The 12711-nt window shown below is 41.3% G+C and carries 13 protein-coding genes; 2 read left to right on the forward strand and 11 right to left on the reverse strand.

The window, feature by feature from the left end:
* The 7 genes from BM378_RS04495 to BM378_RS04525 form a co-directional block, all read right to left on the reverse strand.
* Positions 1-262, reverse strand: a 262-nt coding sequence (locus BM378_RS04495) for a transposase domain-containing protein (protein WP_177222571.1), incomplete at its 3' end; no start/stop codon positions are given.
* A 131-nt stretch (positions 263-393) separates the two neighbouring features.
* Complete coding sequence (locus tag BM378_RS04500) at positions 394-1389, reverse strand: DUF4382 domain-containing protein (RefSeq protein WP_074988705.1); 996 nt, start codon at positions 1387-1389, stop codon at positions 394-396.
* A 281-nt stretch (positions 1390-1670) separates the two neighbouring features.
* Positions 1671-2186, reverse strand: coding sequence for a GNAT family N-acetyltransferase (locus tag BM378_RS04505; protein ID WP_036972348.1), 516 nt, complete (start codon positions 2184-2186; stop codon positions 1671-1673).
* 4 nt (positions 2187-2190) lie between these two features.
* Positions 2191-3534, reverse strand: coding sequence for an N-succinylarginine dihydrolase (gene astB, locus BM378_RS04510; RefSeq protein ID WP_036972347.1), 1344 nt, complete (start codon positions 3532-3534; stop codon positions 2191-2193).
* Between the two features lie 50 nt (positions 3535-3584).
* On the reverse strand, positions 3585-3815 hold the full coding sequence (locus BM378_RS04515) for a helix-turn-helix domain-containing protein (RefSeq protein ID WP_036972346.1): 231 nt from the start codon (positions 3813-3815) through the stop codon (positions 3585-3587).
* Between the two features lie 401 nt (positions 3816-4216).
* Complete coding sequence (locus tag BM378_RS04520; RefSeq protein WP_036972344.1) at positions 4217-5227, reverse strand: zinc-binding alcohol dehydrogenase family protein; 1011 nt, start codon at positions 5225-5227, stop codon at positions 4217-4219.
* A 93-nt stretch (positions 5228-5320) separates the two neighbouring features.
* Positions 5321-5752 carry a MarR family winged helix-turn-helix transcriptional regulator gene (locus BM378_RS04525; RefSeq protein WP_036972343.1) on the reverse strand — a complete coding sequence of 144 codons (432 nt, stop codon included), beginning with the start codon at positions 5750-5752 and terminating at the stop codon, positions 5321-5323.
* A gap of 121 nt (positions 5753-5873) precedes the next feature.
* Between BM378_RS04525 and BM378_RS04530 the strand changes: the two genes are divergently transcribed.
* On the forward strand, positions 5874-6302 hold the full coding sequence (locus BM378_RS04530) for an organic hydroperoxide resistance protein (RefSeq protein WP_036972342.1): 429 nt from the start codon (positions 5874-5876) through the stop codon (positions 6300-6302).
* Between the two features lie 38 nt (positions 6303-6340).
* Here BM378_RS04530 and BM378_RS04535 read toward each other — a convergent pair whose 3' ends face one another.
* The 4 genes from BM378_RS04535 to BM378_RS04545 form a co-directional block, all read right to left on the reverse strand.
* Positions 6341-7894 carry an alkyl/aryl-sulfatase gene (locus BM378_RS04535; RefSeq protein WP_305954737.1) on the reverse strand — a complete coding sequence of 518 codons (1554 nt, stop codon included), beginning with the start codon at positions 7892-7894 and terminating at the stop codon, positions 6341-6343.
* Positions 7895-8269 (reverse strand): hypothetical protein, encoded by a 375-nt coding sequence (locus BM378_RS20525; RefSeq protein WP_218158189.1) that lies wholly within the window; start codon positions 8267-8269, stop codon positions 7895-7897.
* A 67-nt stretch (positions 8270-8336) separates the two neighbouring features.
* A complete protein-coding gene (locus BM378_RS04540; RefSeq protein ID WP_065978936.1) occupies positions 8337-10055 on the reverse strand; it encodes a GMC family oxidoreductase in 1719 nt (572 codons plus the stop codon).
* 25 nt (positions 10056-10080) lie between these two features.
* The gene (locus BM378_RS04545) at positions 10081-11514 is read right to left on the reverse strand and encodes a coniferyl aldehyde dehydrogenase (RefSeq protein ID WP_083422871.1); all 1434 of its coding nucleotides are present in this window, start codon (positions 11512-11514) and stop codon (positions 10081-10083) included.
* A gap of 107 nt (positions 11515-11621) precedes the next feature.
* On the opposite strand from BM378_RS04545, the gene BM378_RS04550 reads away from it, so the two are divergent.
* On the forward strand, positions 11622-12632 hold the full coding sequence (locus BM378_RS04550) for an AraC family transcriptional regulator (protein ID WP_036972338.1): 1011 nt from the start codon (positions 11622-11624) through the stop codon (positions 12630-12632).
* Positions 12633-12711 lie beyond the last annotated feature (79 nt).

Below are 12711 nucleotides of genomic sequence, written 5' to 3' on the forward strand. Positions count from 1 at the left end.
CTACTAATTTGTTTTTTCCAGGCAAGGATATGTCGAGTCTGTTAGCAATATCCCACACAGTTTCGTTTCGGAATAAACTCATTCCAATTACAGACCACATAATAGCTTCTAGCGGTAACCGCCTTCTGCGAACAGTGGCAACTCCCGCATGTTCAAATGCTTGTTCAAGAATATCTGGGTCAAGAACCTGCTTAAGTTTGTCGAGTGTATGTACATCATCTAAAAAGGAGGACATATCATCGAAGTGTTGAATTAGAGACATAAAAAAATCCGATACTATTTCTAATATCGGATTGTGAAGCTATGAAAAGATCAGTCAAGTGATCATAAAAATATGCTTAACTGATCTGCATTACGCGCAAAGCGGGCTTTTAAGTGGGGTATTAACCTTTATTACTCAGGTAATGTGAATGACACTGTTAGGTCTTCACCCGATGTAACGGTAACAGGTTTAATTTGATGAAGCGTAAATGCTTGGTCTTCTGCCTCTGCATCATCAATGTGTGCAGCGCATGTGTAAGCAAGTTGGTAATCACCAGGTTGAATGAATGCAAGTTCGAACTCGTATTGATTATCTTCACTATCAAAAACCACATTAGCCGTTGCGAGTGGTGCATCAGCCGGTGTTTCGTTCTCATTTACTTCGTAGTTGTCCATTGGCGTTTCTACGTCACTGCTGTATAGGTAAACCGCGTGGCCAAACGAGCCATCTTCAGCAGCAATAGCAATATTATCGGTTTCGCAGTTAGCAATTAATACGTCGCTTACTGTGCCTTCAATATCTTGCGATTCAGCCAAGTTCTCTAAACGAACACCACGAGGCTTAAGCACAATTTCAGAACTATTTTGCGGGTCAACTAATGATTTTTTAAGGTCAAATTCAATAACAAATTCGTTACCAGCTTGATTAAGTGTGAAGCCATCAAGTTGAATTTCACCCACACCGTCGTTGCCTTTACGTTTAACGATTAATGGTTCAATGCTGTCATCTTCATACACAACATGTGATGTCATTGTTAAGTCGTTTGTATCACCATTGATAACATCAGCACGGATCCACTGATACTCGCCTGCAGGCACTTCTTCATCTTCTAAAAGAGCGAAAACATCGTCGCCTGTGTAGTCAAGTAAGTTGACCATTTCAGGTTTTGTTTCATCATCGTCTTCACGCGTTTCAAAAGTGAATTCTTCACCGCCTTGCGTTCTCAGTGTGATTGAATCAAATACGACATTGACAGCTTTTAAGCCTGTTACTGGCGCATCAGATACACCAAGAGTGAATTTAGCCATTTGCGGCTGGGCTATGTTGTCATTTTTGTCGTTGTCTGAGCCACAACCAACGAGAGCAAGTAAGATAGCGCTGCTAAGCATTGTTGACTTAAAGTTCATGATTCATTCCTTTAGTGTGTTATGTGTATGCTAGGAAGTATAAGTAACAAAAACTTAATAGAACTTGAATTGTTATTAACTCGTTGCGTTTATCAAAAAAGCAGGATGAAATATGCAGCTATCTTACATATACAGTATATTAATTTAACAACTTATAATGGCTTTTCTGCTTTCGCTAAACTCATAGTGTGCGTATTTTTTACTATTATTGAAAAAAAGTGAATGTTCTCACCCAGGATAACAATGAAAAATTATGTCATTAGCGATTGAATTCGGCCCCATCAACGAGAGCCGATTTGCTTATAGAAATACACTGTTGCATCAAACGTACCCGCGGAACTTTTTGCAAAACCTGGGATTGAGCCCGCTTCAATGTAGTTAAGCTTACGATATAGAGTGGATGCGATATCCCCCATACGGGTATCAAGTACTAATAAACTAATCCCCATTGCGTTAGCATCGGTTTCTAGGGTGTTCATTAATTGTTTTGCAATGCCTTGGCCTTGATAGTCGGTGTGCACCATCAGTTTTTCTACTTCACCTCGGTGCATTCCGTTTGCTTTTGAACACAAAGATAATTGAACAGAGCCAATCACTTGCTCATCCTCCATAGCTAAATAAAGGCGTCGATATGGCGTGGCTAAGTCAGTATTAACGCCCTGCCAATAGTCATGAGCTGCGTGTAATGATAACGGTGCAATAAACCCGATGGATGCACCACTTTCTACACTATTAATGAGCAGGGTATTTAACGAACTGGCGACCCCTTTTATTGAATGTACTGCTTTAATTTTCATGACGTTATTGTTGTTGAAATGGATAAACAGAGCCTAAATTAAGTAATGAGGTAAGCTCATCAAGTGCCTGATAGCTCTCAGTTAAAAGCTGAGGATCAGCAAAGTCATTGCTCGTTAATGAATCGCGATAATGTGTGTTAGCCCAATTGACTAGTTGGTCATATTTGTCGTGACTAAAGCGCACGGCAGGGTTTACCGCGTTAAGCTCGTTGGCGTTTAATGCAACACGCAAGCGTAAGCACGCAGGGCCTCCGCCATTTTGCATGCTCTGCCGTAAATCAAAAAAACGGACATGTTGTATCGGGTTATCCGACAAAATTAATTCTTGAATATATTGATGCACAGCTAAGTTACGTTGGCATTCTTGTGGAGCGACTAACAGCATGCTGCCATCGGCAAGTGTAATAAGTTGGCTATTAAATAAGTAGCTGCTTACAGCATCGGTAATACTTACTTTTTGGGTCGGTACTTCAATAATATGCAGGGTTTTTTCACCGGTATAGGCTTTTTTTATTTCATCTAAGGCATGCGCTTGGTTTAAAAAAGCTTGCTCATGGCACAGTAAAACATTGCCATTTGCGACTGCAATAACATCGTTATGAAACACACCTTGGTCAATCACAACAGGGTTTTGTTGAATAAATAGCTGGCTGTGGGGTTTTAATTGGTGTAAACGAGCAACAGCCTGTGATGCCTCGAGTGTTTGCCGTGCAGGAAATTTACTTGGTTTGGGGAGTGCATTATTAAAGCTACTCGCACCAAATACAAATACCTCTAACCCCGTATCTGCATGGCTATCGCATAAACGATTATGATTGGCAGCACCTTCATCACCGAAAAAACCTTGGTCAGGCAAGTGACAGTGATGGCTAAAATAGTGGTCGTTGTTAAACATGGCTTTCAACAACGCTGTTGTCGTTGTCGGTTCTAATGAGCGGTGAAATTTGTTGTTTAAGTTTGCAGCTGTAAAATGCACTTTGCCATCAAGCGTATCAGCAGAGGGAGACACGGTTGCTGCGTTTGCAGTCCACATAGCAGACGCACTGTAACAGGCTCGCAATAAAATGGGATCGGCTTTAAATGCTTTTTCAATAATTTGCCTGTCGCTGCCAGTAAATCCCAAACGTTTTAATACGTTGATATCAGGACGAGCATGGGGTGCAAAAATACCTTGTTCTAAGCCGAGCTCATGCATTGCCTTCATTTTTTCTAACCCTTGCAATACGGCTTCTCTAGGGTTTGAATGTGATGAGGCATGACTTAATGAGGCAACATTGCCATACGATAATCCCGCGTAATTGTGTGTTGGCCCCACTAAGCCATCAAAGTTTACTTCTACTGCGTGCATACTCATTCCAATTTGTTAAATGCGTGTTTTTAAACCATACAGACTTTTTTTTAAACGAAGCGAGCCAACTCCATTTCAACATTACGAAGGTGTTGTTTAAGCCGTTTTTGTGTCGCAATTAAATAAGCTTTTTGCTTATTTAATTTTGCGTGCTGTTGCCTTACAGCGTTATAAAGCGTTCTTTTGGGAATGTCATACTGTTCAGCGGCTTCGGTAATTGTAAGATGATGAACAGATACCTTTTGCAGTGCTTCTATAAATTCAGGATCGTTATTTAACATAGCGACGCTCCCTATCTGCAGTGGTATGAGGATCGTTCGGTTCATGCACATGCCATGTGCTAATATCTAAACGCCAAAGTAAGTAAAGAGTGTGATAAAAGTTAGTCACGTTCGTCTCCTTTTAGGTGCAAGTTCCTTTTTCACTATTGGAAGAACTGTGCCACTCTTTATTTTTATTTTAAATTATTTAAAATCAGTGACTTATCTTTTGTGGGAATATTTGTAGCAATCTCTAAGCACTAAAATAGTGAAGCAAGTCTTAAAAACTGCACTTTTATGATGCGGTGGGTTTTATTATGGCAGTGCGTTATGAATATCGACAAAATAAAAAATGAGAAGAACATAATTAGCGCTAACTCGTTAGCGCTAATTAATGGCTATGTTAACGAAAGCTGGTAACGCTAAAATCCTTCAAGCACTAACTTACCGCGTGCTTGATGCGATTCTAAAATAGCATGGGCTTTGAGTATGTTCTCGACATTTATTTTTCCTAAATGCTCACCCAAGGTGGTTTTAATGATGCCTTTATCAACAAGCTCTGAAAGTGTTGTTAGTAGTTGGTGTTGAGCAATCATATCGTCGGTTTGAAACATTGAGCGGGTATACATAAACTCCCAATGAAGCGAAATACTTTTGCGCTTAAGCTTTAAAATATCGAAGCTTGCGGGGTCATCAATCAGTGCTAATTTACCCTGTGGTTTAATTACCTCGACAATACTATCAAGGTGCTTATCGGTATGCGTTAAACTGATTACATAATCAAATTCATCAAGTTCTGCATCAATACGTTGTTGATTGAGATCTTGGCTGTGATCTAGCACATAATCTACGCCTAAGTCGGTTAGCCATTGTACACTTTGCTGACGTGCCGCTGTGCCAACAACCGTTAAGTTTGTTAGCTGTTTAGCCAGTTGCACTAAAATTGAGCCAACCCCACCCGCTGCGCCAATTACCAATACTGAGGCGGGTTTGCTGTCTTTTGATTGCGTAATTTGCAGACGGTCAAATAACAATTCCCATGCTGTAATACTGGTTAGAGGGAGGGCGGCGGCTTCTGCATTGGTTAAGCTTGCGGGTGCTTTACCAACAATGCGTTCGTCAACTAGTTGCAACTGCGCATTACTGCCTTGGCGAGTTAAATCGCCAGCATAATAGACTCGGTCGCCAACGTTAAATAATGACACGTTTTCACCAACGGCTTTTACTGTGCCTACTGCATCCCAGCCAATGACTTTATAGCCGCTTTGGGGAGAAACGTTTGCGCGGATTTTAGTGTCAACAGGGTTGACTGAAATAGCCTCAACAGCAACTAAAATATCGCTGCCCGTTGCAACCGGATCTGGTAATTCAATTGCTTGTAAGGAATGTTCACCAAGCGTTGGGGTGGCTTTGCTATAACCAAATGCTTTCATAATCGTGTCCGTTTTAGTGGGTTTTACCCACTATAACGCATTTAAATCTATTAAAAAGCGGTGTAATCGAAATTCACTTTCAAATAATTTTTGTTAATCAAGATCGCTATTTACCAAATCGAGAAGCTGAATAAGTTGCAAAGCCTGTTGCTCATTGATGCTAGGAAAGCGACAACGAATTTGTTCAGGAATACTGGCAGCGTCATCTTGTAAGGCCTTACCCTTGGCTTCGAGTTGGACTAGGCGTTTACGTTTATCTTGGCTGTCTTGGTAAATACTCAATAACGACTTTTCGCTCATCTTTTTTAAAATTTGCGTCATAGCACCGCCATCAATGGCTGTTTTTTCGAGTAATTCAGCTATGCTGATCTTGTCTTTTTCCCATAATGCCATCATCACGACGTACTGTGGGTAGGTCAAATTTAACTGGTTGAGTGAATCACGGTACGCGCGAGCAATGCTATTCGATGCCATATATAAGCGATGGCAAAGTTGGTTATCGAGTTTTAATTGCGGGTACTTCATAGTGGATTCCTTATGATCAGTGAGTGTATTTTAATTTGCATACAAAATATTTGCAATATTCAAAAAGCTGTTCTAATATATTTTGCATGCAAAATATATTCACTCACAAAGGAGAGTAATCATGAAAGAACTACAAAGCGTTGCCTATACTGCAAAAGCCACAGCAACAGGTGGCCGTGAAGGTACTGCAAAATCAGATGACGGTCGTTTAGATGTCGCATTATCAACACCTAAAGGGTTAGGTGGTGATGACGGTCAAGGCACAAACCCAGAGCAATTATTCGCAGCGGGCTATGCTGCATGCTTTATTGGTGCACTAAAATTAGTGGCAGGCCAAGCTAAAGTTAAACTACCGAGTGATACACATATCAACTCTGAAGTATCAATTGGTCCAATCGAGGGCGGGTTTGGTATTGCTGTTAAATTGGCGGTGTCAGTGGGCGATTTAGACAAAGAAACTGCGCAAACATTAGTCAATAAAGCACACGAAGTGTGCCCTTACTCAAATGCAACGCGCGGCAATATTGCTGTTGAATTATCAGTGATTTAGTATGCTGATAGGTGGGCTTAAATAGCCCACCTCCTTCGTTAAGGCTTTACTATTTCAAACCAATAGTCAAAGTTGTCAATTAAGCTAATTAATAAGGCAAATTTTTGGATATCACCTTTGAAACTGGCTTTATTGCTTTCAAGTAAGCGCTTAAAGTCGACCTGTTTCATTAAAAGTAAATCTAAATCTGCACGATTAAGCGTTAGCGTTAAATCAGCATGCTCACTTTGTGTGTTTGCTAAGTTGTTTAAGTGGGCGTTGTTTAACTCAATAACGAACTGTTCTTGGGTATCGGGCAGCTGAATATTGATAATAAACTGATGTTGAGCCGCTTTTTCGGCATTTAATCTCACACCTAAATAGTCAAAGACGAGTTCAGTACTCATTGCTTTGATGATGTCTGGCCCAATTTCTGTTTTATTTACACTGCTTGGCATGCCATTTCTAAGCTCATAAGCTGCAGATAAGTATGCATTTCTCCAACCTGCATTTTCAGCTTGGTAGCCTAATTGCTCTAATGTGTCAGCTTGTAATGCAATGGCTGCTTGATTCTCAGGTTCCGCATAAACTAAGTGATTTAGCAGTTCTGCTACCCATCTATATTCACCATTATTAAATGCCGTTTGTGCCTCGTTTAGCATTGCCTTGCTACCGCCTGCGAGTTTTACGTATCGTTTTGCAGAATCGGCAGGGCTGAGTTTATTAAGTGTGGCAGGGTTCATATCAAAAAAGCCAAGATACTTATTAATAATGCCTCTTACGTTGTGGCTAACAGAGCCATGATAGCCGCGGTTAAACCATTCGTTCGATAAACTTTCCGGTACTGTAAATTGGGTATGGATTTCGTTTATCGTAACCCCTTGATTGGCTAAATTGAGAGCCTGATCATGCATGTATCCGTACATATCACGTTGTTTTTCAAGGTAATGAACAATATTCTTATTACCCCATCGAGGCCAATGGTGTGAAGCAATTAGTATGTCGGCTTGCTGAGCAAACTGTTGTAAAGTTTGGTTTATTTTTTTGCTCCATTGTGATTCATCCCTCGTTTCTGCCCCACGAATTGTATAAATGTTGTGCATACCTGCGACCGTGTTTTCGGCCATCCATAAAGTTTTAAATTGAGGAAACCAAGTATTCATTTCTGAAGGCGATTCGGTGTGCGGTGTGTTTTTCATTACCATTTCAATGCCGTCGACAACAATGGTTTCTTGAGGCTGTTCAATAATACGGGTAGGCGCGATTAAGCTAACATAGCCAAACGCAATCCCTTTACCTAGCGCACTATCAACTGTAGATAGTTCATTTTTACCAATAATACTTCCATATTGATACCCAGCGCGACGCTGCATTGCGTTGCCAGCCAAAACAGACTCTTTTACAACGTGTTCCATAAAGTGCGCGGGGGCAATTACCTGAACGTCGTTATTATCGACTTGTTGTTGACTAATAATGCCTTTTACCCCGCCAAAGTGATCGGCATGTGCATGGCTGTAAACAATGGCTTTAATGGGTCTATCACCTAGGTGCTTTGTTATTAAATCGTGTGCTGCTTTGGCTGTTTCAGGAACGGTAAGGGGATCAAATATAATCTATCCGGTATCGCCTTTGACATAAGTGACATTCGCTAAATCAAAGCCTCTTACCTGATATATATGCTCAGAAACTTTAAAAAGCCCGTAATTTAGATTAAGTAAAGCCTGGCGATGAAGGCTTGGGTTTATGGAGGGGATAAAGTCGTGTTCTTTTAAAAAATCAAATTGATTGAAGTCCCAAATAACTTCACCATTTGCATTTAATATGTGCTTATTTTGGGGTTTAGCAATGAGTCCTTTACTGGCAAGTGCAAAGTCAGTTTTATCATTAAAAGGGAGTGTTTGTAACAACTGTTGGTTTTTTTGAACGGTGAATTTACTTGCAGGTTTACTCGTTAGGTCACTTTCTGCTTGTGTGTAATGAGTACACATTACACACGCTAATAGGCTGAGATTTATTTATTTTGTTATCATTTTTGTGTCCTTGGTGTTGTTCTTTTTATACATTTTTTATTTGTGCCAATAAATCCCCCGAGCCTGTGAGTGATGATGTTTGACCGGCTAAAGGTTCGCTAAACGAAATGGGCTTGATTGTTTTTGCGCGTTGCTCATCAAAAACAGGTATTTGGCTCATCGCAAACTCAGAGAGGGCAGTAATGGTTAAAGAAGGGTTAACGCCTAAGTTACCCGGAATAATTGAACCGTCGATAACGCGTAGGTTTTTGTAACCGAAAACTTCACCAGAGGTGTCGACCACGCCTGTTTGCGCATCGGCACCCATAGCTACGCCGCTCATGATATGTGCCGTCATGGGGGCTCCAAATAACACTTCGGTTAATGCTGAGCCGGGTACGCCGCCCAATTTCTCCGCATAGCGTTTGGTGGCTTCTTCTGCTTTTGGAAATGAGACTGTCAGTGGGGTATCTTCGGCTTTTTGTACTGCGGTGATACCCTTTTTAAATAATCGATACCATTTTCGACGCCACTCAAGGTGGATAAAAGCTTCTGATTTTTGCATCACTAAGAACAAAATAGAGCTGCGAGCTTTTCCCTTCGGTCTGAGTACTTTGGCGGTTTTAATTGGATGGCGTACTGTGTTTAGTAAAAATTTTGCAATACGTTTAACTCCTGTGCCTGTCACCATTGGCACGTAAGGCAAATAGAGCCAGGTACCATCTGAGCCTTCTCGAAAACGACAAATCTCAATATTGGTGTCTTTATCTACAGAAATAAATGAACTGATTGCAACGCCGTCATCCACTTTTTTAGTTGTATTGTTTGCGGTTGTGAGCGTTTCTGAGTTAGTGCGAATTTGTTGCCCAAGCCATCGCGAAATATGGGGAAGTGTTTTATCTTGGTCGCGCATTTTCAATAGCAACGGTACTGTGCCCATTACGCCTGCACTTAGCACTACTCCGCGGGTTTTTAGGGTGTAGATATGGCTGTTTTTATGGCTCGTATCTTTTATTTTAATTTTATAGCCTGCACTGCCATCGTCATTAAGAGGCGTGATTTTAATGACTTCGGAGCTAGGTCTAATTTCAACCCCGTTTCGCTGTGCAAAAAAGAGGTAGTTTTTCATTAGCGTATTTTTGGCATTGTTACGACAGCCAATCATACAACTGCCACAGTAGTTGCAGGTGTGACGACGTGGGCCATCGCCATTAAAGTAAGGATCGGGTACTTCTTTATTGTACGCTTCACCGGGCTTGGCAAATAGCACTCCCGTATTGACGGTTTTAAATGAGCTGCCTTGGCCCATTTCTTCTGCCACATGTTTGAGTGTGTCATCGGCGACATTGGTGTAGGTGTTTTTGGCACTGCCGAGCATACGCTGAGCAAGCCCATAATAGGGCATTAAGCTTTCTTTCCAGTCTGGCTTTATGCGTGTCCATGCGGGAGATTGAAATACTTCGTCATCCGGTATTAAATGCACATTAGCATAAATTTGCGAACCTCCCCCGACACCCACACCGTGTAACACAGTGACTTTATTGGTAAACGAAAATTGAATACAGCCTTTTAAACCAATTTCGGGTTGCCACATGTAGTTTTTAATATCTAAATTGGTTTTTGGGAATGCTTTATCATCTCGGCGTAGGCCTTTTTCGAGTACTAAAACCCGATTGCCTTTTTCACTTAAACGCAAGGCACTCACGGAGCCACCAAAGCCTGAACCAATAACTATTTGGTCAAAATCAAAATTATCTTGCTGCATTGTTGTCACCTGTTGGGGTTTATTGTTATGAGTTTATTCGGGTTAAAAAGGCTAATAGCCGGTCAGCAAATTTACTGTACGGAGGTGCTAAAAACTTAATGCTAGTAAATCTGGCTTGATAAAACACCGGGCGTAATTTTGAGAACGTTAAAAACCCTTCGTAGCCATGATAATGCCCCATACCACTGGCACCGACTCCGCCAAAAGGTAAGTCATGTTGCCCAACATGAAATAACGCGTCGTTGACGCTAACACCACCAGACATAATGCTATCAATATAGTAGTTGATTAATGACTTGTCGTAGCTAAACGGGTAAAAGGCCAACGGTCTATCTCGTTCGCTGACGTAATCAACCACCTGTTGGGGAGAGTGGTAAGTTTTGAGCATTAAAATAGGGCCGAAAGTTTCGCGAGTATCAATGTGCATATTGTCATTACTATGCATAATGATCGTGAGCGGGAACTTTCGTGTTTTTGCATCGGCAGCTTGTTTACCCAGTGTGATTACTTTGGCACCGAGTTGCTGAGCGTCAGCAACGCAATCAACTAAACGCTTAAATGCGCGGTCATCAATAATGGCTGTGTAGTCTTCACTGTGAATATCGGGTAGGTGTTTTTTTGCCCAATGGGTCGCTGTTTCTATAAAGTGCTCACATTGCGATTGGTGCACGAATACATAATCAACATTAGTGCAAATTTGCCCTGCATTAAGCTGTTTAACATACATTATTCGTTCTACAGCCTTTTGCATTGGGTAATCCTTTGCAATGACAGCAGGCGACTTACCACCTAACTCTAAGGTAACTGGGGTCAAGTTCTTTGCCGCCGCTGCCATTACTTTTTTACCCGTTTCGCCGGAACCGGTAAACATTAAGTGATCAAATGGCAACTTTGAAAAGGCAATCCCTACTTCACCTGTTTCACAAAAAAAGGCTAATTTTTCAGGTTTGAAATAATGACCAACAAGCTCAGCGAGTAGGGCACTTAAATGACGGGAATTCTCTGACATTTTAACCATGGCTTTATTACCCGCGGCAAAGGCTGCTGCCAACTGACTAAATGCCAAATTTATTGGGAAGTTCCAGGGAATGATTAACCCAACCACCCCTAGTGGCTGTGGTATCACTCGGTTTTTAGCTCCAAAGTACATGCGATGATCTACATGACGTTTTTGTACTTTCATCCACTTTTTTAGTTGCTTGAGTGTACTGTTAATATCGGCACAGGCATTGATGATCTCTGCAAGCAGCGTTTCGTGGCGTGAACGATTACCATAGTCGAGATTAATAGCCTTAATAATACGTTCTTGGTTATTGGTAATTAAGGCTTTTAAAGCAAGTAAGTGCTCACGACGTTGTTCATAGCTTTCTATCCCTTGGGCTTTTGCAAAAGCGCGTTGCTTTGCAAGTGTGGTGTGCAGAATGTCGTCGATAATGACTGGATGTTTTGCAATGTTCATGTCGGTGCTCTAATAGCAAAGGTAACTGATAGCTTAAATAAAATACTTGCAGTTAATTTGACTTTTTAGGACACTAAAATGACTCTTTGGGACATATGGTATTTTTTGTGGAAAGTTTAATACGCTCATCAAGCTTGGCGGGCTTTGAAGGTTTAGTCAGGCGTTACGGGGTAAACCCGAATACGCTATTGGAACACGCGGGCATTTTACCTGCACAATTACGTGACCCCGACAGCTTTGTTGTTTATAGCCACTATTTACAGCTTTTAGAACTCGCTGCAGCAGCCTGCGACGAACCATGCTTTGGCTTAAAATTAGGGAGTCAACAAAGTATGAGCACCGTGGGCCTTATTGGGGCGTATATGTCGCGCCAGCCAACGATTCTTGATGCGTTAAACGTAGCCCAAAAATATATTTATCTACATGCAGAGGGCATTGTGCTTAACCTTGCTTTATATGGGCAAAATAGCTGCGAAGTACGATTTGTCCGTTTGTCTGATGAAAAGCAGGAATTTGTTCAAAAAGCGCAACTGGCCGTGTGTTTAGTCAACAAAGTAATGAAAGAGCTGGTGGGTCCCAAGTGGCGTGCCGATAAAGTATGCCTTCGGCAGTCGCCAGTGAGTGAACACACGGCCTTGTTTGCCAAGGTGCTTGGCTGTGAGGTTGAATTTAATGCTGATACTGATGCTATTTATTTTTCGAGTGCGTTTTTAACGTATAAACCAAAACTCAATGATGCCATTCTCGATACCCTCATTGCAGATCAGCTTGAGATGCAGCGTATAAATAAGCTCCCAGATGAAATGCTGCATATTGAAAGCGCCATGAAAATGCTATTGGCAACAGGGGACTGTAGTAAAGAAAACACAGCATTAAGTATGGGTGTTCACCCTAAAAAGTTACAGCGTATTTTAACTATGCATGAAACGACTTATCGACAACTGCTTGATGATGTTAGAAAGTCAGAAGCCGTTCGACTACTTCAACACGGTAATGTAAGTATGACCGATTTAGCCTTGCGGTTAGGTTATGCAGAATTGTCTATTTTTAGTCGTCGTTTTAAGGCCTGGTTTGGGGTATCACCAACACAATGGCAAACACAGCACGGGGTGTCATAAAACTTTAATATATGTTTTTTCATATATGAGTTTTTTATATTCGTTTTTCCATATATAGTAGCGTTATCTAACGAAGGTG

It is taken from the genome of Pseudoalteromonas lipolytica (assembly GCF_900116435.1).
In the GTDB taxonomy this organism is placed as follows: Bacteria; Pseudomonadota; Gammaproteobacteria; order Enterobacterales; family Alteromonadaceae; genus Pseudoalteromonas; species Pseudoalteromonas lipolytica.